Raw genomic sequence first — 25,787 nt, 5'->3', positions numbered from 1 at the left:
ATGGGAACCCTCGACTTCGGACCTGCCACCACGACCGTCGCCCGGATCGTCTCCGGCGTGCGCGACGACCAGCTGGCTGACCCCACACCCTGCCCGGCGATGACGGTCGCCGACCTGCTCGACCACCTGCACGGGCTGTCCCTCGCGTTCACGCTCGCCGCGCGCAAGGAGCCGATCCCCGGCGGCGGGGCGCCGTCCGCCGACGGTGCGCGCCTCCCGGACGGATGGCGTGAGGAGGTCGGCGGGCGGCTCGCCGCGCTGGCCGCTGCCTGGGCGGACCCGGCGGCGTACGACGGCCTCACGATGGCCGGTCCCGTCGAGATGCCCGGCGAGATCGCTGCGCTGGTCGCCATCGACGAGGTGGTCGTGCACGGCTGGGACCTGTCCCGCGCGACCGGCCAGGACTACGACCCCGGCGAGTCCGCCGTACTCGCGGCGCTCGGCTTCGCGCAGACCTTCGACGGCCCCACCGACGGTGGCCTGTTCGGCCCGCCGGTGGCCGTCCCCGACGACGCCCCGGCCCTGGACCGGCTCGCCGGCGCGACCGGCCGCGACCCCGCCTGGAGGCCCTGAGCAGCTCGCTCGAGCACGTCCCGCGCCCACCGGCCGGATTTCCGTCGCACCCGATGGCTCCGGTACATTCTCCGGCGGTGGCGTGTCCGAGCGGCCGAAGGTGCATCACTCGAAATGATGTGTGGGGTCAAACCCACCGTGGGTTCAAATCCCACCGCCACCGCCAGCCAGAGGGTGCTGACGAGACTCAGCACTCGAGAGTGACGAAACCCCTCCAGGACTTGAGTCTTGGAGGGGTTTCGAGCGTCCTGGGACGATCCGAGGCCCGGGGGCGTGGTCGTCGGCAGCGATGGCACGGGTTCGCGGAGCACGCCGGCGATGCTCTGTCGCGTGCATGGCATGTCGACGTGCCCGACGGCGTTGGACCTCGGGCTGTGGGTGTCGCTGGTGTTGGTTGTCCTGCGCAGTGGGTCAGGCTCCCAGTCGCTCACCTGGCGGTCGTGCTAGTGCTCAAAGCCGCCCCGAGGATGTCTGTCAGGCGTCAGGGATAGGCCGCTCGAAGTTGGCGAGGGTGAGGTCCTTGCGGCTCGGGGCCGCCGCGCTTGCCGGTCTCGAACGGTCAGCACCGGGCCAGCCCGTCCGGGGGATAGACGCAACGGCCGGGCAGGTGTCTGCTGGAAAGAGGGTCACACCATCCCCTCCGTCCCACAGGTCACGACCGGACGCGGTGGGCGCTCACAGACTTGCGAGGTGAAGGCATCATGAGACAGGTCAAGCAGCTGATAGCGGCGCTGGCGGTGACCGCGGCGGCGACGGTGGCAGGGGTCGCTCAAGCGCCACCCGCGTCGGCGGACACCACCACCGTGCTGCGAGGCACCTGGTTCGAGGCAACCGCACCGACATGCACCCAGACCGACGCGTCCGGGCGGTGGACGATCGCGCTCCGATCGGACGGCACGGCGACCGTCTCGGTGACCGTGTTCCTCGACGGGGACCTGCATGCCGCATGGGGCGGCTCCGCCGTTGCACGAACCTTCACCTGGACACAGTCCGGGTCCACCTACGTCATCACCGGCGGCGGGCTCACGTTCACCGTCGCCGGGGAGACCATCCGGTTCGACATTCCCGGCCGGTACCCGACCTGCGACGCGCACGTGATGGGCACCGTCACCAGCAGCTGATGCGGTCGCGGCAACCGACGTCGATGCTGCGGCGCTCGGTGCCGCGCGGAGAGCGCCGGGCAAGACAGGGGTGCGCATCCTGACGTGGGGCCGCGGGGCTCTGTGCTGGTCCGTCAGTCCTGCGTCATGGCCGAGACGTGACGAACCTAGTCGGAGGCCGGCCGGCCGGTCGTCCCGTCTCCGCCCTGCGTGCCCCCGGGGAGGTGGCCGTCACGGCCTGAGGCCCCGGCTTGCTGGAGTGGCGGGTGTTCGACAGTTGTGCGGTGGGGTCAGGCGGCGACCGGCGGGTCGGTCCCGCCGGTATCGGCGCCTTCGGTGAACGCAACGAAGCCGCGGTCGGTGACGTCGAGATTGGTGAGGCGGATCCCCTGTGTCGCCGGTGCGCTCGGCCCAGCCGAGCAGGGGGTTGATGTTGGTGGCGCCGTCCGCACGTCCCCGGGGCCGTCTCCTCGATAGCGCGCCGGAAGCAGGACTCGAAATCGTCGAAGGAACCTTGCGCCTCCCGGCCTGGCGACGCGACGTCGTGAACGATCACTGCGGCGTCGTGGGACACGGCAGGCTCCCAGCACGCGACGTCGTCGTTGTCGTGTCGCCGAGCGACAGGTACTGGGGGGCTTGCGCTGTCGACCGGCTCGCGGGTCGATGGCCCTGTGTCCGTGGCTTGCTGGCCGTGGGTGGTGGCGACCGACAGGGCAGCCACGGGAACGGTGGGTGGGTGGTCGTCGCCGGTTCCCGGCTTGCGGGTCCGCCGTGTCCCTGGGTCTGTGGAAAGCGGCTCGGAATCGTGACCTGTTCGTTACCCAGGGCCCTGTGGAGCAAGGGGTTCTGGGCCTCTCAGTGTCGGTGGCCGGTGCTTGAGTAGCACCATGACAGCGATGGCCACACCCCGGCACCGAGTCTCGGTGGCCGTCGCCCACGCCCACTCCGAGATCGATGCGGTCGCAGACGCGTCGGTGTGGTCCATGGACCCCGCGGAGACCACCGCGACGCTGATCCAGCTGACCCGGCTGAAGGCGCAGGTGGCCGAGCTCGAGGCCCGGGTCGCCGAGCACGCCGACGACGAACAGGTCGACGCGTGGGCGCACCGGACCCGGCAGACCAAGCCCGTGGTGCTCGGCCAGGTCAAGCTCGGCCAGGCCCTGGTCACCCGTCCCCATGTCCGCGACGCTCTCGCCGCGGGTGACCTGGTGGTCGAGCAGGCCCGGGTGATCGTCACCGCGCTGGACCAGCTCCCCGGAGACCTCGACACCGCCCTGGTGGACCGGGCCGAGCGGCACCTGGTCGCCGCCGGCCGCGAGCACACCGCCCCGACCCTGCGGATCCTGGGCAAGCGGCTGATGGACGTGGTCGCCCCCAAGCTGGCCGACGCCTACGAGGCGCGGCAACTCGCCCGCGAAGAGGCCGACGCGCTACTGGCCACCAAGCTGGAGATGTGGGACGACGGGCACGGCAAGTGCCACGGCAGGTTCACCGTCCCGTCCTTCCACGGTGCGGCGCTGAAGAAGATGCTGCTCGCGATCGCCGCACCCCAGCACCGCACCGCCACCGACGGCCCCGCAGCCCCCGGCGCCGCAGTGGTGCCGCGGCCCGGCCGGGAACGCCTGGGCCGGGCGTTCTGCGAGCTCATCGAGCGCTACCCCGCCCACCGGCTCCCCCAGACCGGGGGCGTCTCGGCCACCGTGGTGGTCACCATGACGCTCGACAGCCTGCTCGGGAAGCTCGAGCAGGCCGCGCTGCTGGACACCGGAGAGAAGATCACCGCGGCCACCGCCCGCCGGCTGGCCTGCGAGGCCGGGATCATCCCCGCGGTGCTCGGCGGCACCTCCGAGGTCCTCGATCTGGGCCGCACCCGCCGGTTCCACACCAAGGCCCAGCGCATCGCGATCGGGATCCGGGACAAGGGCTGCACCGAGCCCGGCTGCGATTGGCCCCCCGCGATGTGCCACACCCATCACGAGCCGCCGTTCAGCCGAGGCGGACCCACCGATGTAGATCACGGCAGGCTGCTCTGCCCCCGGCACCACACCCGCTACCACCGACCGGACGTAGACCGACCGGTCCGACAACCCTCCACCACAGACCGGCCGATGGGCGCGGTCCCGCCTGCCAACGCCGCGAGCCGCGCGAAATGCGGCTGCTCCGGGCGAGTCGAGGCGGTGCGGAGTCCGCGGAAACACGGACTCGGACCCGACAGCCGGACGCGCGAGCCTCCGTCTCGGGGGGAGGCTCCAATGCCCAACTGCCGGGCCACCCCCATGGTGACCCGAACGCGGGACCGACAACCTCGCGCAGATGAGGGATCGTCCGCTCACACTCCGCTCGGATCTCGGCTGCTTGTTCCGGTGAACGGCCGGCCGCCTCTGCCGCCGAACTGGGACACACCGAGAAACTGGCTCGATTCCCCGGTGGGATCGCGACCGCGGTGCTGATGCACTCGGACTCCGGACTCGTGGAGACCAGTTATCAGCGGACGACCATGGCGTCCGCGCCACGCGGCGCGCGTGCCGGCGTGGTCCCGCGCCCCTTGGCGAGCGGGCCCGTCCCACGATGTCGCGGGGCGGGCCCGCCGCTTGACCCTCAGTCCAGACCGTTCGACGCTCTTCCGCGCCGGAAGCGGGGGATGTGGCGCGGAAGAGTTCCTCCAGCGTGGGCCTCCGCGGGACGCCCCGCATCACCCGCACGAGGGAGGCCCGGGCGGTAGCCACCGGTCGGCTGGTGCATCCGGCCCGCGGGCCAGGTGACGATGGCCGGGCGAGCGGCTCCTACGGACCCCGGTTGGCGGTCCCTCGTTGTGGGTGCTGGCCGCAATGTGCGGCCCCCGTGCGCCGACGGACGCTGATGTCATGGCGCCCAGGGTCCGAGTCGTCGGCGACAGCAGTGGCCCGGGCAGGGTGCGGTCCGAGAGCCCGTGGGAGCGTCGGCGGCCGAGCGTTTCCGAGTCGCGCCTCCGTACGGCCCTCGGGCGCATGTGCTGCTGCGCCAGGATGTGGCGGGGGCCGTCCGTCACCAGTGATGCAGCGGCCAGGTCGGCGGCGGCGACCGCGCCTGCTGTCCCGCCCGGAGAGTTCTCCCTCATGTCCTCGACGAAGCCTTCCGTCGCCGTGACTCGGCGGACCCTGGGCGCGCTGGCCGTCGTGCTCGTTGGCGCGTCAGCGTGCGGCTATCCCGCCGACGCCGACAAGGAGAACCGTGAACGGCGCGACAACGAGGACGAGCGCGACGAGAACGAGCGCGACGAGAACGGGCGAGACGAGATCGGGCGCGACGGGGACGGGCGCGACGGGGACGGGCGCGATGAGCGCGAGCGCGATGAGGACGAGGGCGACGAGGACGAACGCGACGAGGACGAAGGCAGAGATGGTGAAGGCGAAGGTGGCGACGGGAGCGGGGGCGAAGACGACGGCGGTGGTGACGACGAAGGCGGCGAGGACGAGCCGGACGAACCAGGCGGTTCAGGCGGGAAGTGCGCGGAGAACCCCGGCGAGTGTGAGCCCGGGAGCTGAGTCGGCGGCCGAACTGGTTGCCTGACCGGACCGTGGGCGGTGCCCGGCGGTTCCCCAGCATTGACGTCGCGGACCGGTTGGGTGCGTGCCCATGCTGGTGGGACCTCGAGAGGTTGTGCGGTAGGAGGTCCACGATGCCGGATCGTCGGGTGCAGGCAACGGTGGGACTGCTGCTCGTGTCGGGGCTGGTCCTCGCCGGACCCGGTGCGCGGGCTGCGGTGGTCACCGGGACTCCCGGTGACGACGTGCTGGTGGGCACCGCTGCGCACGACACGATCGAGGCGAAGGCGGGTGAGGACCTGGTCTTCGCCGGCGCTGGTCCGGACGTCGTCAAGGGCGGCCGCGGCGCCGACGTCCTCCGGGGCGGGCTCGGCGGGGACACCGTGTTCGGCGACCCCGGTGCGGACCTGCTCAAGGGCCGGGCGGGCCGTGATCTCCTGGTCGGCGGCAGCGGGGACGACCGTGCCTTCGGAGGGCCGGGCGGCGACCAGTTCGGCAGCCTGGCGCCGAACTTCGGGTTCCAGGGGAACGACGTCCTGGTGGGCGGACGCGGGATCGACGTCTTCCTCGAGGCCGGCGACGGCGACGACCTCCTCCGCGGCGGGCCGAACCGCCGCAACCCCGATGCGCTGTTCCCCGTCGAGACCTTGCGACCGGGCCCCGGAGCCGATCGCGTGTTCGGTGGACCCGGGCCGGACGAGGTCGTGCTCGAGGTCGACGGCAGCGCCGACACCATCCGCTGCGGCCCGGGCTCGGACGTGGTGACCTACCTCGGTGCCATCGACGACTCCGACACCCTCACCGGGTGCGAGCAGGTGCGGGCGCAGTAGCGGCGGTCGTCCCCACCCGGCTATCGGAGCGTCGGCCAGTCGATCAGCGTGCGGCCGCCGGGCGCGAACTGGATCGCGGTGGGGCCGCCCGGGAGCTTCGGCACCGGGATCAACCACCAGCCCGTCACGCACTGTCCCGGTGCGAGCACCTTCCGGAAGGGATAGGTCGGTGTCGGCAACGGGTGCGCGCCTGCCGGGCGGGCGGGGTAGACGCGGCCGTCCGTGCCCTTCGCCCGCCAGTCGTCCCAGCCGACCAGCTCGCGGTGGTGGCTTGATCGCCGGACGCAGGTGCGCACCTCCTCCGCCCAGAAGTCCAGCCCGGGCTCGTCCGGGTGCAGCACCTGCCCGTCGGCGTCGCGCACGTCCCGGCTCAGGAGCAGCTCCTTGACGACGAAGCCCCCGCCGCGGCGCGGCGGCAGGTTCTGGTCGGAGTACGGGCGGTGCTCCCGGTGCGCGTGCGGGAGGTCCGACCCGCCGGGCGCGGTGATCGCGGATGACTCGCGGGCCGGACTGTGGGCACATCCGCCCAGGAGGATGCAGACCGTCGCGAACCACAGGAGGCCGCGCACGCGCGCCGGCATCGCCATGGGAGCTCCTCTCGACATGCGTGCGACGCGCGGTCGGGGGCGAAGGTTGCGACCGGGATGGACCGGCCGGTCCGGCGGTCAGGTTGCTGGCAGGTGCGGCCACGGACCTTGGTCGCATGGACTCTCGTACGTTCGCCGGCCCCAAGGTGCCCGCCGTCTTCCTCACCTTCTGGGTCATCAAGCTGCTCACCACGGGCATCGGGGAGACCGGGGCCGACTTCATGGGCACCCACAGCATCCCGGTCGCCGGCGTGGTCGGCGTCGGCGGCTTCTTCGCCGCGCTGTGGTGGCAGCTGCGTGCCTCGGCGTACCAGCCGGTGCGCTACTGGGTGACGGTGCTGATGGTGGCCGTCTTCGGCACGATGATCGCCGACGGGCCGCACGTGGCGCTCGGTACGCCGTACTGGTTCGACGCCATCGTCTACTTCGTGCTGCTGTGCGGGCTGCTGACGTGGTGGCTGCGCAGCGAGGGGACGCTGTCGGTGCACTCGATCGTGACCTCCCGCCGGGAGCGGTTCTACTGGGGGACGGTGCTGCTGACGTTCGGGCTGGGCACCGCGCTCGGTGACGCCGTCGCCATCAACGCAGGCCTCGGGTTCGGTTGGTCGATCGTGATCTTCGGTGTCGCGATCCTGATCCCGCTCGGGCTGTGGCGGGCGGGCCTTCCCGCGGTCGCGTGCTTCTGGGCGTCGTACGCGCTGACCCGTCCGCTCGGCGCGAGTGTCGCCGACTACCTCGCGGCCAAGCCCTCGAGCGGCGGGCTGGGCTGGGGGACCGGGCCGGTGACCGCGGTCGGCCTGGTGCTGTTCGCCCTCCTCGTCGCGTACGTCGCCGTCACGCACTCCGACGAGGAGGGTGCGCACGGCACGGCACCGGAGGAGGACCACGAGGCGGAGCCGGTGCTCGACTGAGCAGAATGGCCCCATGGTCAGCATCGAGTTCGAGGGCAAGCGCCCCGCCGTCCACCCCGACGCGTTCGTCGCGGCGACCGCGACCCTGATCGGCGACGTGACCGTCGAGAAGGGCGCGAGCATCTGGTACGGCGCGGTGCTGCGTGCCGACATCTGCACCATCGTGGTGCGCGAGGGCGCGAACGTGCAGGACAACTCGGTGCTGCACGCGGCCCCCGGCGAGACGCTGGTCGTCGGTCGCGACGCGACGGTCGGCCACGGCTGCGTGGTGCACTGCAAGGAGGTCGGCGAGCAGGCCCTGGTCGGCAACGGCTCGACGCTCCTCGACCGCGCGGTGTTGGGCCCGCGCACCCTGGTCGCCGCCGGATCCGTCGTCACCCCCGGCACCGTGCTGCCGGGCGGCGTGGTCGCAGCGGGCATCCCGTGCAAGCCGACCAAGCCCATCGAGGGCACGTCGTCTGAGTTCTGGGTCGAGCAGAACCCGCCGTACTACCAGGAGCTCGCGCAGCGGCACCGCGACGGCGCCGTCCTGCTCGACAGCGAGGTCCGATGAGCGTCCGCGTCGAGGTCGACGGCGCCGTCACCACCGTCGTGCTCGACCGCCCCGAGGCCCGCAACGCCGTCGACGGCCCGACCGCGAAGGCGCTCGCCGACGCGTTCCGCGCCTTCGACGCCGACGAGGGCCAGGCCGTCGCGGTCCTGTACGGCGACGGCGGCACGTTCTGCGCCGGCGCGGACCTCAAGGCGATCGGCACCGAGCGCGGCAACCAGGTCACGGACTTCGACGAGGGCGGCGACGGCCCGATGGGCCCGACCCGGATGCGACTGTCCAAGCCGGTCGTCGCCGCCATCGAGGGGTACGCCGTCGCCGGCGGCCTCGAGCTCGCGCTGTGGTGCGACCTGCGGGTGGCCGCCGGCGATGCGGTGCTCGGCGTGTTCTGCCGGCGCTGGGGTGTGCCGCTCATCGACGGCGGCACGGTCCGGCTGCCGCGGCTGATCGGCGCCGGTCGCGCCCTGGACCTGGTCCTCACCGGCCGCCCGGTCGACGCCTGGGAGGCCGAGCGGATGGGCCTGGTCAACCGCGTCGTACCCGTCGGCACCGCGCGCGCCGAGGCCGAGGCGCTCGCCCACCAGCTGGCGGCGCTGCCGCAGCCCTGCCTGCGCGAGGACCGCCTGTCGCTGCTGGAGCAGGAGGGACTCACCGAGGACGAGGCGATGGCGAACGAGCTGCGGCACGGGCTCGTCTCGCTCGAGAACGGCGCGCTCGAGGGAGCCGCGCGGTTCGCGTCAGGCGACGGGCGTCACGGAGCCTGACGCGTCGGAGCCTCGTCCAGGCACACCGCCACCAGCCGGGCGGCACCCTGCGCGGTGAACACCCGCCAGCCGGTCTCGAACGGCACGAACCGCATCTGCCCGGACGCCGAGCGCACGATCGCGGAGACCGGCTGGGCGCCGCCGTCGAAGCCGGTGACCGAGCAGTGGTGCCGGTCGAGCAGGTGGTCGACGCGCGTGGGCTGGTCGTCGACCGCGTAGCCGGCGTACCCGTTGTCCGGCCTGTCCGCGACGGTCTGGGTAGCCCAGCCGGTCACGGCGATCGACCCGACGACGGTCACCTTGACCGCGAAGAGCGCGAGTCGGGCAGAGCGCGGGAGCCGGTGCGGCATGGGTCCTCCTGGGCCGGTGCTGCGCACGCGTCCCCCTCGGTCGGCGTGCGTCCCTCTCCGGGCGTTCCAACGAGCGGAGGTACGCCGAGGTGACGCCGCGGGTAGGCGAGGATGGGTGACATGCCGCACCCCAGCTCCTGGTTCGCCTCGCCCGACGACGCCGTCGCCCGCCTCGGGGAGCGTGGCTACCTCGCTGATCCGGCGACCGCCACGACGGCGTACCTCGCGGGTGCCCTCGAGAAGCCGCTGCTGGTCGAGGGGCCGGCCGGGGTGGGCAAGACCGAGCTCGCGAAGGCGGTCGCGCGCGCCACCGGCGCGGACCTGGTCCGGCTCCAGTGCTACGAGGGCCTCGACGAGGCCCGGGCGCTGTACGAGTGGAACTACAAGAAGCAGCTGCTGCGCATCCAGGCGACCGGTGAGCAGTCGTGGGAGGAGACCCACGACGACATCTTCACGGAGGAGTTCCTGCTGACCCGCCCGCTGCTGACCGCGATCCGGCGCGAGCAGCCGACCGTGCTCCTGGTCGACGAGGTCGACAAGACCGACGTCGAGGTCGAGGGACTGCTGCTCGAGGTGCTGTCCGACTTCCAGGTCACCATCCCCGAGCTCGGCACCGTCGCGGCGGTGCGCCGGCCCTACGTCGTGCTCACCTCGAACGCGACCCGCGAGCTGTCGGAGGCGGTGAAGCGGCGCTGCCTGTACCTGCATCTGGAGTACCCCGACGCCGCGCGCGAGCGGGAGATCGTCACCAGCCAGGTGCCCGACCTCGACCAGCGCGTCGCCGAGCAGCTGGTCGCGACCATCGGCCGGCTGCGCGACCTGGAGCTCAAGAAGGCGCCGTCGATCGCGGAGTCCGTCGACTGGGCGCGCACCCTGGTCGCCCTCGAGATCGGCGAGCTCGACGAGAAGGCGATCGCGGACACGCTCGGCGTCGTCCTCAAGCACGCCTCCGACCAGGACAAGGCCGTGCGGGAGCTCCGGCTGCGGTCATGAGGTGCTCATGAGCGGACTCGTCGACCGCCACATCAGCTTCCTGGAGGCGCTCCGCGCCGCCGGGATGCCGGTGTCGCTCGCGGAGGACCTGGACGCGGTGGCCGCGCTGCGCGCCCTCGACTGGGACAGCCGCGAGGTGGTGCGGGCGGGGTACGCCGCCACGCTGGTCAAGAAGCAGTCCCAGCGGCCCACCTTCGACGTGCTGTTCGACGTCTACTTCCCCCGCATGGTGGGCGACGGCGCGGCCGCGGTCGGTCGCGAGCCGGAGGTCGACAACGGCCGGGCGCTGGCCGACTTCCGGGACGAGCTCGCCGACGCGCTGACCGAGCAAGGTGGGGACGGGGACGAGCAGGCGCTGCTCGACCTCGCCGCCGAGATGGTGGCCCGCTTCGGTGCGATGCCGGGCCGGGGCCCGGGCCTGTCGTCCTGGTCGGCGTACACCGCGCTGCAGCGGGTCGCGCCGTCCGAGCTCGTGGACCGGATCGTCCAGGCCCTGCTGGCCGGCGGGCGCACCGACGACGAGGCCCGGCGTGAGGCGGGGCGCCGGATCGGCAGCTTCACCGGCATGGTCCAGGCCGACGCCCGGCGGCGGATCGCCGAGGAGAAGGGGCCCGAGCACGTGGCGAACGTCGCGGTCCGCCCGACGATCGACCGGCTCGACTTCACCTCCGCCCGCAGGGCCGACCTCGAGCAGATGCGGCGGGAGATCTACCCGCTCGCGCGGCGGCTCGCGACCCGGCTCACCCAGGAGCACCACGCGAGGCGGCGCGGCCCGCTGGACTTCCGGCGCACCGTCCGCGCGTCCGTCTCCACCGGTGGCGTCCCCCTGGTCACCCACCACCGCCCGAAGCGGCCGCACCGCACCGAGCTGGTCGTGCTCTGCGACGTCAGCGGGTCGGTGGCGAACTTCGCGCAGTTCACGCTGCTGCTCGTCTACGCGCTGCGCGACCAGTTCGACAAGGTCCGCGCCTTCACGTTCATCGACCACGTGCACGAGGTGACGCAGCACTTCCGGCCCGGCGCGGACCCGGCCGACGTGCTGGCGGACCTCGCGGCCAGCACCTCGCACGCCGCGCTGTGGGGCCGCACCAACTACGGCCGGGCGCTGACGAAGTTCGAGGAGTCGTACGCCGACGCGCTCGGCCCGAGGTCGTCGCTGCTGATCCTCGGCGACGCGCGCTCGAACTACGCCGACCTGCACCTCGACGTGCTGAAGCGGCTGGCCGGCTCGGCGCGGCATGCGTGGTGGCTCAACCCGGAACACCGCCGGCACTGGGACACCGGCGACTCCGCGGCGACGAGGTACGGCGAGGTCGTGCCGATGGTCGAGTGCCGCAACCTCACCCAGCTCGGTGAGTTCGTGCACGACATCCTCTGAGCGGCCCGACGGACGAGCTCGCGACCGGCGGATGGAGATCAGGAGAGATATCCCAGCCCACGCAGGCGATCCAGCTCCTGACGGATCCCGGGATGCTGCGCCGAGTCGACCGCGCGACCGCCCGCCACGTAGTCCGCGCCGTCGAAGACGACGGTCAGCCGGTTCGCGGCGTCGGCGTTGACCAGCGCGCCGAGCTGGGCGACCGGGTCGGCGCGGTCCTCGAGCGAGAGCACCCGCACGCCGTCGGGCAGTCGCGGCACCAGCGCGGCCGGCGAGCCGGCGGTGATGACCTGGTCGACGACGTACGGCGCGGGCCGGGTCGCGACCTCGACCGCGGTGGCCCCGCCCTGGGCGCACCCGACCAGCAGCACGTGCGCATCGGCGGGCACCGCATCCCGGAGGGCGTCGTGGGCGTGGTCGGCGTACGCCGCGTGGTCGCCCGCGACGACCCGCTGCCGTCCCTCCCCGGCATACGGTCCGCGCAGGAAGGCGACGTACCGCTGCGGCGAGACCTCGTGCACGGAGACGGGGGCGGGTGCGCGGGCCAGCGCGGCCATCAGGTCCCCCAGCCCGGAGAGCCGTGGGTCGCCGCCGGTGGTCGTGCGGTCGGGCGGGTCCTCCCCGAGCACCGGGGCGGCGACGTCGCGCAGCGCGGCGCCGAGGTCGGCGTGGAAGGGCTCGGCGCCGATCGCGCGCAGCCCGGCCCGGGCGGCGCCGGCGGTGGTCTCGCCCGTGGTGAGGAGGGACCGCAGCTGCAGCCCGTCGAGCAGTCCGCCGCCCCCGGCCACGTGCTCGCGCAGGTCCGGGTTGTCGCCGATCAGCTCCTCGAGGTACGCCGCGACGCCGTCGCGGTCGAGCGCGTCCGTCTCGATCAAGCCCGCGGCGACGACCGCGCCGCCGAGGGCGACCTCGGGGGCGAGGTAGCCGATCGCGCGGCCGGCGATCGAGCCGAGGGTGCGGAACGCGGCGGCCTGGAGGTCGTCGATCCATTGGTAGGTGAGCACCGTCGCGCGCACCACGAGTGCGTCGGCGTCGAGCTCGACCGACCGCGCGAGCAGGCCGTGCCGGCCGGTGGTGGCGGCGCGCACGTCGTCTTCGAACCGCTCGAACGACGCCGGCGCCAGCTCGGCGGACTCCTCGACGGCCGGGTCGCGGAGCAGCTGTTCGCCGAGCCCGGCGCGGCTGCGCATCTCGGCGCCGGTGCCGTCGAACAGGTCGGCCAGGCCCATCAGCTGGTCGTACCTCTCGGCGATCCTCATGGGCGCACCTCCGCGAGCACCGGGGCGAGCTCCGTGGCGAGGTCGCCGGGCCGGACCCGGCGCACCTCGACGAGGTCCGCGCCGTGGGGTCGCAGCGCGCGCCAGCCGTCGGCCAGCAGCACCCACGAAACCACGCCGATGACACTGGTGCGCTCGCCCGACACGTCGGCGACCAGCGCCCGGAGGCGGCCGCGCGGTTCGGTGGCGAGCGCGGTCAGCACTGGCACCGCCTCGAGGTCGACGCCGTGCTGCCCGGCCAGCACCGAGAGCAGGTCGGTGCGGTGGCTGCACACCGCCTCGGCGGCGGCGTCGAGGAGGTCGTACGGCAGGTCGAGGCGGTCGGGAGCGCCGGACTCGCCGGTCCGCAGGTCCTCGGGGACGACCGCGACGCGGGCCAGCTCGTCGGCCCAGGCACTGGTGGGGAACCACGCCAGCTCGAACACGATGCCGTCCGCGGTCGCGAGCGACGCGACGGCGTCCCCGCGTTGCCGGTGCCAGGCGCGGACCCGGCCCGGACCTGCCGTCACGTCGAGGTCGACGGCGACGGTCGGTGTGGCGAGCAGCCCGACGGCGCCGACCAGACCCTCGTCGACGACCGTGTCGACGAGCAGCCCCCGGCGGGCCAGGGAGGCATGCGGGTCGTGGAGACCCTCGAGCGCGGCGGCCAGCTCCTCGGCGTCCGTGGCACCGGGCGTCGGCCCGAGCCGGCCGTCGAGCTCGGCGTCGGGCCCCTCCGCCGCGCGGACGAAGGGCAGCGGGGCGCCGCCGGCCCGCTCGGCCACGAACAGCAGCTCCGGGAGGGTCAGCGAGAGCCGGCGAGGGAGTGCGTCGAGGAGGCCCGTCGCCGCCGGAGGGGCGGCGCCGAGGTCGATGGTCGCCACGTCAGAGTCCCGGCAGGTCGAGGGCGAGCCAGTCCTTGTGACCGGGTGGCGGTGGTGAGAACGGGACGCCGTCCTCCGCGAGGTGCCGGGCCCGGTGCTCGGCATCGTCGATGGCGTCCTTGAGCCGCTCCACCTCGAGCAGGTGCGCCTCGAGGGACTCCGCCGCGGCGTCGTGCCGCGCGGCGACGTCATGGAGCCTGCTCGCGCGGTCGCGGATCCGGATCGCGAGCGCGTCCGCCGCGCGCCCGGTCCAGCCGACGGCCTCGGTCCGGGCGACCAGCCGGTCGGCCATCCTGCGGATCTCGATCCCCTGCTCGCGCAGCTGGGTGGCGCGCTTGCGCATCACGTCGGTCTCGCCGTACATCGATGAGGCACCTTCTTCCGAGATAGCCGGGTGCGTCGGTGACCGCATTCCCCGATTCGACCGGGTGAAACGCGTCTCAGGGCTGGCGGACGATCTGGAACACCTGGCTCGTGACGGTGCTCCGTGGGCCGTCGCCGGAGGCCAGGAATCCGGCGTCGTGCAGGCTCGCGAGCTGCTCCTGCACGGAGGGGTCGGAGGACGCGTCCGCCGCGGCGGCGCCGTTCAGGTAGTGCCAGTAGTCGTGGTTGCCGACGACGCCCGACGCCCCGCCGTGGTCGGCGAAGGACACGGTGGCCTGCTCGACGGACTCGTGGTTGGGCGCGCCGTCGGTCAGGGGCACGACATCGCCCCGGTGCTCGAGCGACAGCACGTGCGTGCCCGACGGGAACGACGGCACCTGCGCGGTCGGCGAGCCCGCGGTGACGACGTGGGTGACGTCGTAGTCGCTGCCGTGGCCGAGGATCGCGGCCGCCTCCATGCCGCCCATGGAGTGCCCGACCAGGAGCACCGGGTCGTGGGGGCCGATCCCGGCCTCTCCCATCGCGTCGAGGATGCCCTGCTGGTAGCTGTTGCCGTGCCCGGACATCAGCAGCAGGTCGGTGGGCAGGTCGCGGACGTCGTCGTCCTGGGTCCACGGCAGCGTCGTCATGTCGTCGGTCCCGGGCAGGTACACGATGTGCCGGACGCCGTCAGGTCCGTGGATCGTCTGGATCTCGATGGTGCCGTTGAGCGCCGAGTCCGACCCCTGCGAGAGCGCGGCGACGTGCTGGAGCTGGCCGACCAGTCCGGTCAGGTTCGCCGGCTGCTCGCCGGAGTACGGCACGTCCGCGTCGATCGGCCGGACCCCGGCCTGCCCGTCGCCGCCGTACGCCAGGGCGAGCGGGCCGGCGCGGAGCTCGGGCTCGGTGAGGGCGAAGGCGCGCTCGGTCAGCGGCTGGAACCACGAGCGCACCTCGTCGTCGCAGACGTCGAACGTGGTGACCACCGCGCGGACCACGACCGCGTGGGCCTCCCAGCCGAACGACTCGACCAGCACGCCGTCGGGCCCGGTCGTCGCCGCGAGCACCGCCCGCTCGGCGAGCGCGAAGCTGACCGGCGAGATCGGGGCGGACGCGGCGAGGCCGGGGTCGAGCATGGTGCGGGCGCCGAGGCCGGCCCAGTCGCGCAGCTCGCTCCCGGCGGTGTCGAACCGGTCGGCGAGGCCGCGCATCGCGACGTAGGTCGCGGCCAGGCCGTGGGCACCGCCGGTCACCTGGGTGATGTGGGTGTCGCTCACAGCAGCTCCTTCAGCTTCCCGACGGTCCCCTCGACGGCGTCCACGGCGAGGTCCTCGAGCAGGTCGACCTCGCGGGCGTGCCGGTCGAGCGCGTCGGCGGCGTCCTCGTGCAGCCGGGCGGTGCGGTGGAGGGCCGAGACGCGGGTCTCCACGTGGACGCGCATGGTGTCCGCGGCGACGCCCTGCCAGGCGACGTCCCGCGCCGCGGCGCTGAGCCCGGTCGCGAGGTCGCGGATCTCGTCGGCCCGTTCGCGCAGCCGCCGGGCCAGGGCCCGGATGGTGGTCGTGTCTCCGTACATGCCCGGAAGCGTCACCGGGCGGGACTTGTGGAGAAACGTCAGGTGGCGGTGACTGTGGAGAGCCGGTCCAGGGCCTCCTCGATGCCGGCCCCCGGGCCGGCGAAGCTGAGCCGCACGAAGCGGCCGCCGTCGACGGTGTCGAAGTCGATCCCGGGCGCCATCGCGACGCCGGTCCGGGCCAGCACGTCGTGGCAGAACGCCATCGTGTCGTCGGTCAGGTGCCCGACGTCGGCGTACACGTAGAACGCGCCGTCCGCGGGTGCGAGCCGCGTGACGCCGAGCCGCGGCAGGCCGTCGAGCAGGAGGGCGCGATTCCCGGCGTACCGCCGTACGTGGCCGTCGAGCTCGTCGTACGACGCGTCGCTGAACGCCGCGAGGCTCGCCCACTGCGCCAGCACCGGCGGGCAGATCGTGAAGTTGCCGGTGAGCACGTCGGCCGCGCGGCGGAGCCGGTCCGGGACCAGCATCCATCCGATCCGCCAGCCGGTCATCGAGAAGTACTTGGAGAAGCTCGAGAACACGACGGCCTCGCGGCTGGTCTCCCAGGCGCTGCGGGCCAGCTGGTCGCCGCCGTCCAGCGGGGCGTACTCGATGCCGTGGTAGATCTCGTCCGAGATCAGCTGGATGCGCTGCTCCTCGCAGTACGCCGCCAGCGCGGCGAGCTCGCTGGGGACCAGCATCGTGCCGGTGGGGTTCGCCGGGCTGGCGACCACGAGGCCCTTGATGCCCCCGCCGGACTCCTGGAGCGCGGCGACCTGCTCGACGGTCGGCTGGAACCGGGTCTCCGGACCCGTGGGGATCTCGACGACCTCGCAGCCGAGCGCGGCGAGCACGTTGCGGTAGCAGGGGTAGCCGGGGCGAGCCATCGCGACCCGGTCACCCACCTCGAACGCCGCGAGGAACGCCAGCAGGAAGCCGCCGCTGCTCCCGGTCGTCACGACCACCTCGTCCGGATGCACGTCGATGCCGTGCGCGCGCTAGTGGTGCCCGGCGATCGCCTCGCGCAGCTCCAGCACGCCCGCGGCCGGTGTGTAGCCGAGTGGGTCGCCGGAGTCGAGCAGCCGCTTGGCCTCCTCGCGCACCGGGGCCGGCGCGCCCGTGCTCGGCTGTCCGGCCAGCAGGTTGAGCAGGTCGCCGTGCGTGCGCTGCCGGGTGGTCGCCGCCGCCAGCAGGTCCATCACGTGGAACGGCGGCACGTTCGCCCGGCTGGCGACCTCGAACCGGTCGGTCATGGGGCGACTGTACGGCGGGGCGTGATACCCGGTGAGCCGGGTATCACCACGCTTATCGGGTGTTGCAATGCCCGTGAAGCGACGGGATACCCGGTTAGCCGGGTATCCCGGCAGCGTGCCGCCCGGCCCGCCGACCGAAGAACGACCCCTCACCGAGCTGGGTGCCGGAGCAGTAGCCCTTGCCGTCCTGGGCGATGTTGGACGCGCAGGCGCCGGCGGCGTACAGGCCCGGGATGACCGAGCCGTCGGGGCGCTGGGCCTGGCCGTCGACGGACACCCGGATGCCGCCGAGGGTGAAGCCGGCGTACATCGCGTGCCCGAGCCGCAGGTCGAAGACCGCCCACGGACCGGTGTCCTGGGGGGCCAGCCACTCGGCAGCCTTGTGGAAGTCGAGGTCCTCTCCGGCGGCCGCCATCTTGTTGTAGCGCTCGAGCGTCGCGGCGACCGACCCGGCCGGCAGGTCGAGCGCCGACTCCAGCTCCGCGATCGTCTCGTAGCCGTCGATGAGCGGGACCAGGGGGAACTTCGGGTACTCGACGTGCTCGCTGTCGACGACGAGGTACGCCGTGTGGTCGGCCTGCTCCATCACGAACTGCGAGGTCCGCGAGTGGTAGCCGTCCTCGCCGCAGAAGCGCTCGCCGTCCTTGTTCACGATGATGCCGGTCATCAGCGACGACGGCGGGTAGAACGGCGCGGTGATGAACGGCTCCTCCATGTGCCGGAGCTCGGCGCCGGCGGAGGCGCCGAGGCGGATGCCGAGGCCGTCGTCGTACGTCGAGCCCAGCGTGAACGGCTTCTCGGCGAGGGACGGGGTGTACGACGCGACCATGTCGGGGTTCATCACGAAGCCGCCCGCGGCGACGACCACCGCGCCGGCGGCGATGACGCCCGTGTCCTCGAACGACCGCCAGGCGAGGCCGACGACGGTGTCGCCGTCCACCACGAGGTTGGTCGCGCCGGTCTCGTAGCGGACCTCGACCCCGGCCTCCTCGATCCGGGCGCGCAGCAGGTCCATCACCATCCTGGTGCCCTCGGTGTCGCCCGGCACCGGCACCTTGTGCCCGCGTGGCGCCGGCGTCGCCTGCTCCTTGAACGGCCAGACCTTCTCGTTGCCGGTGAACATCAGCCCCTCGGTGCCGGGCTGGATGACGGCCTTCTCCGGGTAGTAGGAGCGCTCGAACTCGAACCCGAGCGACTCGAGCCAGGCGAAGTGCTCGACCGAGCCGTCGCAGTACGCGCGGATCTTGTCGGGCTCGGGATCCTTGGAGACCGCGACGAGGTACGCGTACATCTCGTCGGCGGAGTCCGCCCACCCGGTCGCCTGCTGCACGGCCGTCCCGCCGCCGAGGTAGAAGTGGCCACCGGACATCGCGGACGTGCCCCCGTGGACCGCGGCCTTCTCCAGCAGCAGCACCCGGGCGCCCGCTCGTGCGGCCTCCAGCGCCGCGCAAGCACCGGCGATGCCGAAGCCGACCACGACGACGTCGTACCGCTCGGCGCCCTCGCCGCTGTCGGGGACCAGGACGGAGGCGGGGAGGACGTCGGGGATGGCGGTGCCGCTGCTCATGGGTCAAATCTAGAACAAGTTTCAATTCTGCGGAACGTCGGCCCGCTCGGCCGCACCGATACACTCGGGCCCCGCCCCGACGATCGCCGAGGTGACCTGTGTCGTTCGACGTCCATCAGCTCGACACGTTCGTCCTGGTGGGCTCCGCGGTGACCCTGCTGGCGATCCTCGCGGTCCGGGTCTCCTCGCGAGCCGGCCTGCCGAGCCTGCTGATCTACCTGCTCATGGGTGTCGCGCTCGGTGAGTCCGGCGCTGGCATCCACTTCGAGAACGCCGAGGTCGCCCACTCGCTCGGCTTCGCGGCGCTGGCGGTGATCCTCGCCGAGGGCGGCCTGACGACCAGCTGGCGCGAGATCCGCCCGGTCGCCCGGATGGGGCTCTCGCTCGCGACGATCGGGGTTGCGGTCTCGGTCGCGGTCGTGGCCGTGGGCGCCCACTACGTGCTCGGGCTGCCGTGGCAGCTCGCGGTGCTGCTCGGGGCCGTCACCTCACCCACCGACGCGGCCGCGGTGTTCTCGGTGCTGCGCGTGGTGCCGCTGCCGCGGCGGCTGACCGGCACGCTCGAGGCCGAGTCCGGCCTCAACGACGCGCCGACGGTCGTGCTCGTGACGCTCGTGTCGTCGGGCGCCGCGCAGGAGCACGGCGTGCTGGCGGTGCTCGGGATCGTCGGGTACGAGCTCGTCGTCGGCACGGGGTTCGGCCTGGCTGCCGGGTTCGGCGGCGCCTGGGTCATGCGCCGCGCGGCGCTGCCCTCCTCCGGCCTGTACCCGCTCGCGGTGCTGACCCTGGCCTTCCTGGCGTACGGCGCGGCGGCGTTCGTGCACGGGTCCGGCTTCGCCGCCGTGTACGTCGCCGCGCTGGTGCTCGGCAACACCGAGCTGCCGCACCGCACCGCCACCAGGTCGTTCGCCGAGGGTGTCGCCTGGCTGGCCCAGATCGGGCTCTTCGTGATGCTCGGCCTGCTGCTCTCACCGGGCCGGATCACCCTCGACTCGGTCGGCCTGGCGGTCGCGGCCGGGCTGATCCTCACGCTGGCGGCCCGGCCCCTCTCGGTGCGTCGTGAGCGCCGTCGTGCAACCGATGCCCCGGCGAGAGCTGGGCTTCATCTCCTGGGCCGGGCTGCGTGGGGCCGTGCCGATCGTGCTGACGACCATCCCGCTGGCCGAAGGGGTCGACGGGGCGGCCCGGCTGTTCGACATCGTGTTCGTGATGGTCGTCATCTACACCCTGCTCACCGGGCCGACGCTGCCCGCGGCAGCCCGGCTGCTGAAGGTCGCCCGCCGCTCCGAGCCGCGGGGGCTCGACGTCGAGGCCGCGCCCCTCGAGCGGATCGCGGCCGACCTGCTGCAGGTGGCGATCAGCCCGGTGTCGCAGATGCACGGCGTCGAGGTGGGTGAGCTGCGGCTGCCGCGCGGCTCGTCGGTCGCGATGGTGATCCGGGAGGGGGAGACGATCGTGCCCGAGCGCCGTACCGTGCTCCGGCACGGCGACGACCTGCTCGTCGTGGCGCCCCGGAAGCTGCGCGAGCAGACCGAGGAGCGGCTGCGGCAGGTCAGCGAGCACGGGCGGCTGGCGCAGTGGCTGGGGACCCGGCGGCGCTAGACCGGCGGGCTGCAGATCTGGGCGTCGTCCGCAGCGACCTCGCGGCGGTCGCCCTTGACGAGCGCGGTGAAGTCGTCGCCCACGACGACGGTGACCCCCGCCCCGAGGCCGTCGCGGCGCTCGATGTCGACCCGGCCGCCGAGCTGGCTCGCGACCAGCAGCACGGCGGGGTTGGTGGGCTCGGTCGTCCAGATCGCGACGTCGTCGACCTTCCCCGCAGAGGTGTTGCCGCTGTTGCCCTCGGCGAACCCGTCGTCGATGAACGACTGCATCACCCGGCCGGCCAGGCCCTCCCGGGTGCCGGCGTTGTAGACGCTGACCGTGACGTCCTGGGGGAACACCTTGTCGCCCTTGGCGATCGACCGCGTGCTGCACAGCGGGGTGTCGACCTTGGCGGGCAGCGGCTCGGTCGCGGCGCTCCAACCCCACACGGCGGCGAGCACGAGGAGCAGGGCCAGCGCGGTGATGGTGATCGCCGACCGGGCCCCCTGCGTCATCAGCCCTCCAGCGTGTGGACGCGGGCGTGCAGCACGTTGCGCTGCTGGAGCGCGGCCCGGAGCGCGCGGTGCAGGCCGTCCTCGAGGTAGAGGTCACCCCGCCACTCGACGACGTGTGCGAACAGGTCGCCGTAGAAGGTGGAGTCCTCGTCGAGGAGCGCCGCGAGCTGGAGGGTGTCCTTGGTGGTGACGAGCTGGTCGAGCCGGACCTGGCGCGGCGGGACGGCGGCCCAGGCCCGGGAGGAGAGCCCGTGGTCGGGGTAGGGCCTCCCGACACCGACGCGCTTGAAGATCACCGCGCGATTGTAACGAGGCCCTCCCCGGCCGGGGCTCACCCGTGAAGGGCGGTCACGCGGTCCAGCGGACCGCCTCGTCGAAGTGATCGGCGAGCGCGTGCACGCCGCGCAGGTCCGCGCGCTCCTCCATCAGCGAGGTGAGCGCCTGGGCGTGCCGGAGCCGCAGCGCGGCCCGCTGCTCGCGGAGCTGGGCGAGCTCGGTCTCGGGGGTGACGGGGTTCTCCATCAGGGCCTCCTGGGTCGTGCGTCGAACGGTCGGTGACCCGAGTGTGGATCGTTCACGTCGCCGGGAGGTTGACCATGCGTTACGAGCAGGTAAGCGATGACGCGCGAGCAGAACTGGAATACGTTCTACTTTCGTGGACGACGTCACGGCGATCAGCCAGCTCAAGTACCGCTACCTGCGCTCCCTCGACACCAAGGCCTGGGACGAGTTCGCCGACTGCTTCGTGCCGGAGGCGACCGGCGACTACAACGGCCTGGTCTTCGACGACCGCGCCGCGCTGGTCTCGTACATGAAGGAGAACCTCCCCGAGGGGTTCCTCACCATGCACCAGGTCCACCACCCCGAGGTGAGCGTCGACGGTGACGCCGCCTCCGGGCGCTGGTACCTCCAGGACAAGGTGATCGTCCCGGCCGTCCAGTTCATGCTCGAGGGCGCTGCGTTCTACGACGACCGCTACGTGCGGACGCCTGCCGGCTGGCGGGTCGCGCACACCGGCTACCGGCGTACCTTCGAGATCACCTACGACCTCGCCGACCTGCCCGGCACCAGGATCAACGGGCCGGGCGAGCACACGCACGTGTGACTCCCTCGCCTCCCCGGTCGCAGCTTCACCAGGTGATCGTGCCCAACCTGCACTCCCCGTGGTGAGCACGTCGTGGGACGTGCAGGTCTCCCCGGGGACCATGGTGAAACCGACCGGCGCCGAGCGCGGGAGAGCGGCAGCCGCGCACCAGCTCACAGGCTGGGCTCGCACCACGCCATCTGCACGACCTCGACCCCGCGGTCGCGGGAGACCAGCCGGCCGCGGCCCGGCGGGCCGGGCTGCGGCTTCTGGTTGCCCAGCAGCGGGCCCTCGTCCGGGCTGCCGGCGAGCAGCAGGCCGGGCATGGCCAGGTCGCGCAGCGACTGGACGATCGGCTCGTACAGCGCCCGCGACGCGCCACCGGACCGGCGGGCGACGGCGAGGTGCAGCCCGACGTCGCGCGCCTGCGCGAGCAGCGGCTGGAGGGCGGCGACCGGTGAGCTCTGCTGGGTGGCGACCAGGTCGTAGTCGTCGACGATCACGAACACCTCGGCGCCGGTCCACCAGGAGCGGTTGCGGAGCTGGTCGGGGGTGACGTCCGGGCCCGGGATCCGGCCCTCGAGGTACGACGCGAGGTCGTGCAGCGCGGGCTGCGCCTGCGCGGCGGAGGTCAGGTAGTTGAGCAGGTACTCGTCGGGCACCTCGCCGAGCAGCGAGCGCCGGTAGTCGACGATGACGAGCTGCGCCTCCTTCGGCGACCGGGTCCTCATCACCTCGTGCGCGTACGCGCGCAGCACGCCGCTCTTGCCGGACTGGCCGTCGCCGAACATCAGCAGGTGCGGCTCGGCGTCCACGTCCAGGCCGACCGCGGCCAGCTCGCGCTCGTCGACCGCGAGCAGGAGCCGGCGGTCCTCCGCCGGCACCATGGCGCGCACCTCGTCGAGGCCGATCCGCTCCGGGAGCAGCCGCAGCTTCGGTCCGGGTGGTCCGTCCCACGCGGCCGCGACCCGCTTGATCACGTCCTCGACCCCCTCGCCGAGGCTCTCGACGTCCGCAGTGCCGTCGATGCGGGGCAGCGCGGCGAGGAAGTGCAGCTTGCCCTGCACCAGACCGCGGCCCGGCCGGCCGGCCGGGACCAGCGCCGCGATCTTGCGATCGATCTCGGAGTCCATCGGGTCACCGAGCCGCAGCTCGAGCCGGGTGCCGAACAGGTCCCGCATCGCGGCGCGGAAGTCGGCCCACCGCGCCGCACCGACGACCAGGTGCAGGCCGAACGTCAGGCCGCGGGCCGCGAGCTGCTGCAGCTCCACCTCGAGGTCGTCGAAGTCCGCACGCAGCGTCGACCAGCCGTCGACGACCAGGAACAGGTCGCCGTACCCGTCGTCGGCCCGGCCGTCGCGACGCCGCGAGCGGTAGGTCTCGATGGAGTCGATGCCGTGGGCGCGGAAGTAGGCCTCGCGGCGGTCCACGACGTTGGCCACCTCGGCCACGATCCGGCGTACGACGTCGGGCTCGGACCGGGTGCCGACCCCGGCGACGTGCGGCAGCTCGGTGAACGGCGCGAACGTGCCGCCGCCGAAGTCGAGCACGTAGAACTGCGACTCCTGCGGGGTGGTCGTCAGCGACATGCTCGTCACGATCGTGCGGAGCAGCGTGCTCTTGCCGCTGCGCGGCCCGCCGACGACCGCCACGTGGCCGCCCGAGCCGGAGAGGTCGATGGTGAGCGTGTCCCGGCGCTGCTCGCGCGGCCGGTCCACGGTGCCCAGCGGTACGACGAGGCCGCCGGCCCCACGCCAGCGCGGCGAGACGAGGCCGAGGTCCGGGTGCTCGCCGAGGTCCGGCATCAGCGCGTCGAGCGTGTCCGGGACGTCGAGCGGCGGCAGCCACACCTGGTGGGCCGCCGGCCCCTGGCCCGTCATGTGCCGGACCGCGATGTCGAGCAACGACTCCTGGTCGCCGGGCTCCTGCACCACGACCGGCTCCGGCTCCGGCTCGGCCACGTCGAGCTCGAGCACCTCCGAGATCGTGAACGGGAGGATCCCCTGCACGTGGCCGCCCTCGTCGCGGCGGACCCGCACCCGCCCCGACGGCGGCCCGGAGACGTACGCCGCCTTGAACCGCAGCATCGTCGTCGGGTCCGGCTTGAGGTAGCCGAGGCCGGGGTCCGCGGGCAGCTCGTAGGCGTCGGGCACGCCGAGGACGGTGCGCGACTCGCCGGCACTGAAGGTCCGGAGCCCGACCCGGTAGGAGAGGTGGGACTCGAGCCCGCGCAGCCGGCCCTCCTCGAGCCGCTGGGAGGCGAGCAGCAGGTGCAGGCCGAGCGAGCGCCCGAGCCGGCCGATGGCGACGAAGAGGTCGATGAACTCCGGCTTCGCGGACAGCATCTCGGAGAACTCGTCGACGACGACGAACAGCGACGGCAGCGGTGCGAGGACCTCCCCGGAGGCCCGCGCCTTCTCGTAGTCACGGATCGAGGCGAAGTTGCCCGCGTCGCGGAGCAGCTCCTGGCGGCGCACCATCTCACCCGACAGCGCGTCCTGCATGCGGTCGACCAGCGTGAGCTCCTGGGCCAGGTTCGTGATGACCGCGGAGACGTGCGGCAGGTCGGTCATGCCGGCGAAGGTCGCGCCGCCCTTGAAGTCGACGAGCACCATGTTCAGCTGCTCGGGGGAGTGCGTGAGCGCGAGGCCGAGCACCAGGGTGCGCAGGAACTCGGACTTGCCGGACCCGGTCGCGCCGATCACCAGGCCGTGCGGGCCCATGCCCTGCTGGGCGGACTCCTTGATGTCGAGGTGCACGACCGAGCCGCCCTCGCCGAGGCCGATCGGCACCCGCAGCCGGTCCCGGGCGGGGCGCGGGCGCCACGCCGTGCCCGGGTCGAAGGAGTGCACGTCGCCGAGCGCCAGCAGCTCCATGAAGTCGGCCGGGCCGGCGATCTCGCCGGTGCCCTGGTCGACGACGCCGGTCGACCTCGTGTGCAACGGCGTGAGCCGGCGGGCGAACGCCTCCGCGGTCGGCAGCGAGCACTGGTCGGCGGTGGCCCGGATCGGGTCCTCGCGCAGCCGGAGCGCGAGCACCGGGCAGCGGCCGTGCTCGTCCGGCTCGCCCTCGATCTGGATGCGCAGCCGGCTCGCGTCGTCGAGCTCGTCCCAGCGCGACGGGAGGTCGAGCAAGGTGACGCCGTGCAGTCCGTCGGGGGGTACGACGTGGTTGCCGGGCGGCAGCTCGCCGCCGTCGATCACCAGCAGCACGTGCGGGGTCGCGGGCCGCTCGTCGGCGCCGAACCGGGGCCGCTCGCCGAGGTCGGCGGGCAGCAGGTTGGCGAGGTCGGCCAGCGACGTCGAGACCATCCGCATCGGCCCGACCGCGTCGGACTGGCGGGTCGACTGGGCGTGCGGCAGCCACTTCACCCAGTCCCAGTGGGCCAGGTGGCGCTCCGAGGTGAGCACGGCGACCACGAGGTGGTCAGGGGAGTGGAACGCGGTCGCCGAGCAGATGAGCGAGCGGGCGAGCGACCGGGCGGGCTCCTCGGGACCGCACACCTCGACCCGGTCGAACGCGCGCAGGTCCACCGACGCGGGCAGGTCCGGCTGGAGGCGGTGCACGACGAGCAGCCGGTGCAGCGCCGAGGCGGACGCCGGGTCGACCTGGTCGATCGGCGTGCTCTCCGGCGGGACCAGCTCCAGCGACAGCGGCTGCGCACACAGGCCGTAGCGGACGTGGAGGAAGTGCGGGTCGGACGTCCCGTGCTCCCACACCCGCGACCGCTCGTCGGCGAGCGCGGGCAGCGAGGACGGGTCGGGGTGGTGCCAGGTGAGCGCCTGGCGCTGCTGGTCGGCGGCGTCCCGGGCGACCTTCCGCACGTTGGCCAGGTAGCGCAGGTACTCCGTGCGCGACCCGGTCACCTGCTGGGTGCGCTGCTTCCGCTGCCGGTCGAGCTGCACGACGATGAAGCCGAGGGTGGCGAACAGGAACATGCCGGCCGCGATGAAGCCCCGGCCACCTGTCGACCGCCCCATGGTCGCCACGAGCACGATCGAGCCGAGGCTGCCGAGCATCGGGATCGCGTTCATGAGCACGCCGCTCGCGCCCTCGTTGGGCTCGAGCTGGGGCGGCGGCTGCAGCACGATCTGCCCGGTCGGCACCTCGGGTGCCTCCAGGCGGGTGCCGCGGAGCGTCGTACTCACGTGCTGTGCCTACCCCTC

General features: G+C 73.0%; 25 protein-coding genes, 1 tRNA gene and 1 pseudogene. 13 read left to right on the top strand and 14 right to left on the bottom strand.

What is annotated here, in order from left to right:
- The 6 genes from ACVW2K_RS02175 (at position 1) to ACVW2K_RS02150 (ending at position 6,027) form a co-directional block, all read left to right on the top strand.
- The gene (locus ACVW2K_RS02175; protein WP_028638631.1) at positions 1-573 is read left to right on the top strand and encodes a TIGR03086 family metal-binding protein; all 573 of its coding nucleotides are present in this window, start codon (positions 1-3) and stop codon (positions 571-573) included.
- 76 nt (positions 574-649) lie between these two features.
- Positions 650-739 (top strand) — tRNA-Ser (locus ACVW2K_RS02170).
- Between the two features lie 535 nt (positions 740-1,274).
- Positions 1,275-1,694 carry a hypothetical protein gene (locus ACVW2K_RS02165; RefSeq protein ID WP_457201361.1) on the top strand — a complete coding sequence of 140 codons (420 nt, stop codon included), beginning with the start codon at positions 1,275-1,277 and terminating at the stop codon, positions 1,692-1,694.
- Positions 1,695-2,569: 875 nt separating this feature from the next.
- Complete coding sequence (locus tag ACVW2K_RS02160) at positions 2,570-4,123, top strand: DUF222 domain-containing protein (protein ID WP_457201360.1); 1,554 nt, start codon at positions 2,570-2,572, stop codon at positions 4,121-4,123.
- Positions 4,124-4,768: 645 nt separating this feature from the next.
- Positions 4,769-5,197, top strand: a complete 429-nt coding sequence (locus ACVW2K_RS02155; RefSeq protein WP_457201359.1) for a hypothetical protein — start codon at positions 4,769-4,771, stop codon at positions 5,195-5,197.
- Between the two features lie 134 nt (positions 5,198-5,331).
- Positions 5,332-6,027, top strand: a complete 696-nt coding sequence (locus ACVW2K_RS02150; RefSeq protein WP_457201358.1) for a calcium-binding protein — start codon at positions 5,332-5,334, stop codon at positions 6,025-6,027.
- 20 nt (positions 6,028-6,047) lie between these two features.
- Here the strand turns inward: ACVW2K_RS02150 and ACVW2K_RS02145 are convergent, their stop codons facing one another.
- The gene (locus tag ACVW2K_RS02145; protein WP_457201357.1) at positions 6,048-6,614 is read right to left on the bottom strand and encodes a hypothetical protein; all 567 of its coding nucleotides are present in this window, start codon (positions 6,612-6,614) and stop codon (positions 6,048-6,050) included.
- 116 nt (positions 6,615-6,730) lie between these two features.
- Here ACVW2K_RS02145 and ACVW2K_RS02140 point away from each other — a divergent pair, with 116 nt between their 5' ends.
- Genes ACVW2K_RS02140 through ACVW2K_RS02130 form a run of 3 tightly spaced genes read left to right on the top strand, consistent with a single transcriptional unit; the run spans position 6,731 to position 8,839 of the window.
- Positions 6,731-7,525, top strand: coding sequence for a COG4705 family protein (locus ACVW2K_RS02140; RefSeq protein WP_457201356.1), 795 nt, complete (start codon positions 6,731-6,733; stop codon positions 7,523-7,525).
- A 13-nt stretch (positions 7,526-7,538) separates the two neighbouring features.
- Positions 7,539-8,078 (top strand): gamma carbonic anhydrase family protein, encoded by a 540-nt coding sequence (locus ACVW2K_RS02135; RefSeq protein ID WP_457201355.1) that lies wholly within the window; start codon positions 7,539-7,541, stop codon positions 8,076-8,078.
- Positions 8,075-8,839 (top strand): crotonase/enoyl-CoA hydratase family protein, encoded by a 765-nt coding sequence (locus ACVW2K_RS02130; protein WP_457201354.1) that lies wholly within the window; start codon positions 8,075-8,077, stop codon positions 8,837-8,839. Before ACVW2K_RS02135 ends, ACVW2K_RS02130 begins: the two co-directional genes overlap by 4 nt.
- Here the strand turns inward: ACVW2K_RS02130 and ACVW2K_RS02125 are convergent.
- Positions 8,827-9,189: a hypothetical protein gene (locus ACVW2K_RS02125; RefSeq protein ID WP_457201353.1), complete on the bottom strand. Its 363-nt coding sequence runs from the start codon at positions 9,187-9,189 to the stop codon at positions 8,827-8,829. The two genes, ACVW2K_RS02130 and ACVW2K_RS02125, sit on opposite strands and share 13 nt — an antisense overlap.
- Positions 9,190-9,309: 120 nt before the next feature.
- Here ACVW2K_RS02125 and ACVW2K_RS02120 point away from each other — a divergent pair, with 120 nt between their 5' ends.
- Both ACVW2K_RS02120 and ACVW2K_RS02115 read left to right on the top strand, forming a co-directional pair.
- Positions 9,310-10,182 carry an AAA family ATPase gene (locus ACVW2K_RS02120; RefSeq protein WP_028638651.1) on the top strand — a complete coding sequence of 291 codons (873 nt, stop codon included), beginning with the start codon at positions 9,310-9,312 and terminating at the stop codon, positions 10,180-10,182.
- A gap of 7 nt (positions 10,183-10,189) precedes the next feature.
- Positions 10,190-11,560: a vWA domain-containing protein gene (locus ACVW2K_RS02115; protein WP_457201352.1), complete on the top strand. Its 1,371-nt coding sequence runs from the start codon at positions 10,190-10,192 to the stop codon at positions 11,558-11,560.
- A gap of 38 nt (positions 11,561-11,598) precedes the next feature.
- Here the strand turns inward: ACVW2K_RS02115 and ACVW2K_RS02110 are convergent, their stop codons facing one another.
- From ACVW2K_RS02110 to ACVW2K_RS02075, 8 genes are all read right to left on the bottom strand, one after another.
- Positions 11,599-12,819: a hypothetical protein gene (locus tag ACVW2K_RS02110; protein WP_457201351.1), complete on the bottom strand. Its 1,221-nt coding sequence runs from the start codon at positions 12,817-12,819 to the stop codon at positions 11,599-11,601.
- A complete protein-coding gene (locus ACVW2K_RS02105; protein ID WP_457201350.1) occupies positions 12,816-13,700 on the bottom strand; it encodes an ESX secretion-associated protein EspG in 885 nt (294 codons plus the stop codon). The genes ACVW2K_RS02110 and ACVW2K_RS02105 overlap by 4 nt, the downstream gene beginning before the upstream one ends.
- Position 13,701: 1 nt before the next feature.
- Entirely contained in the window at positions 13,702-14,064 is a 363-nt protein-coding gene (locus ACVW2K_RS02100) for a hypothetical protein (RefSeq protein ID WP_457201349.1), read from the bottom strand.
- 76 nt (positions 14,065-14,140) lie between these two features.
- The gene (locus ACVW2K_RS02095; RefSeq protein WP_457201348.1) at positions 14,141-15,340 is read right to left on the bottom strand and encodes a PGAP1-like alpha/beta domain-containing protein; all 1,200 of its coding nucleotides are present in this window, start codon (positions 15,338-15,340) and stop codon (positions 14,141-14,143) included.
- Complete coding sequence (locus tag ACVW2K_RS02090; RefSeq protein WP_457201347.1) at positions 15,337-15,639, bottom strand: putative T7SS-secreted protein; 303 nt, start codon at positions 15,637-15,639, stop codon at positions 15,337-15,339. Before ACVW2K_RS02090 ends, ACVW2K_RS02095 begins: the two co-directional genes overlap by 4 nt.
- Positions 15,640-15,677: 38 nt before the next feature.
- Positions 15,678-16,598, bottom strand: a complete 921-nt coding sequence (locus ACVW2K_RS02085; RefSeq protein WP_457201346.1) for an aminotransferase class I/II-fold pyridoxal phosphate-dependent enzyme — start codon at positions 16,596-16,598, stop codon at positions 15,678-15,680.
- A gap of 18 nt (positions 16,599-16,616) precedes the next feature.
- Positions 16,617-16,871, bottom strand: a complete 255-nt coding sequence (locus ACVW2K_RS02080) for a hypothetical protein (protein ID WP_457201345.1) — start codon at positions 16,869-16,871, stop codon at positions 16,617-16,619.
- A gap of 94 nt (positions 16,872-16,965) precedes the next feature.
- Positions 16,966-18,438, bottom strand: coding sequence for an FAD-binding protein (locus ACVW2K_RS02075; protein WP_457201344.1), 1,473 nt, complete (start codon positions 18,436-18,438; stop codon positions 16,966-16,968).
- Positions 18,439-18,536: 98 nt separating this feature from the next.
- Between ACVW2K_RS02075 and ACVW2K_RS02070 the strand changes: the two are divergent.
- Positions 18,537-20,040 (top strand): annotated as a pseudogene (locus ACVW2K_RS02070) (potassium/proton antiporter).
- Here the strand turns inward: ACVW2K_RS02070 and ACVW2K_RS02065 are convergent.
- Genes ACVW2K_RS02065 through ACVW2K_RS02055 form a run of 3 tightly spaced genes read right to left on the bottom strand, consistent with a single transcriptional unit; the run spans position 20,037 to position 21,059 of the window.
- Positions 20,037-20,537, bottom strand: coding sequence for a LytR C-terminal domain-containing protein (locus ACVW2K_RS02065; RefSeq protein WP_028638660.1), 501 nt, complete (start codon positions 20,535-20,537; stop codon positions 20,037-20,039). The pseudogene ACVW2K_RS02070 and the gene ACVW2K_RS02065 overlap by 4 nt on opposite strands.
- Complete coding sequence (locus tag ACVW2K_RS02060) at positions 20,537-20,833, bottom strand: type II toxin-antitoxin system VapB family antitoxin (RefSeq protein WP_028638661.1); 297 nt, start codon at positions 20,831-20,833, stop codon at positions 20,537-20,539. Before ACVW2K_RS02060 ends, ACVW2K_RS02065 begins: the two co-directional genes overlap by 1 nt.
- Before the next feature lie 52 nt (positions 20,834-20,885).
- A complete protein-coding gene (locus tag ACVW2K_RS02055; RefSeq protein WP_197025403.1) occupies positions 20,886-21,059 on the bottom strand; it encodes a hypothetical protein in 174 nt (57 codons plus the stop codon).
- Positions 21,060-21,192: 133 nt separating this feature from the next.
- On the opposite strand from ACVW2K_RS02055, the gene ACVW2K_RS02050 reads away from it, so the two are divergent.
- Positions 21,193-21,642: a nuclear transport factor 2 family protein gene (locus tag ACVW2K_RS02050; RefSeq protein WP_457201343.1), complete on the top strand. Its 450-nt coding sequence runs from the start codon at positions 21,193-21,195 to the stop codon at positions 21,640-21,642.
- A gap of 152 nt (positions 21,643-21,794) precedes the next feature.
- Here the strand turns inward: ACVW2K_RS02050 and eccCa are convergent, their stop codons facing one another.
- A complete protein-coding gene (gene eccCa, locus ACVW2K_RS02045; RefSeq protein WP_457201342.1) occupies positions 21,795-25,769 on the bottom strand; it encodes a type VII secretion protein EccCa in 3,975 nt (1,324 codons plus the stop codon).
- Positions 25,770-25,787 lie beyond the last annotated feature (18 nt).

The organism is Nocardioides sp. HB32 (genome assembly GCF_054058995.1).
The sequence above is the reverse complement of the archived record's forward strand: the minus strand, read 5'-3'. Positions and strand labels throughout refer to the sequence as shown.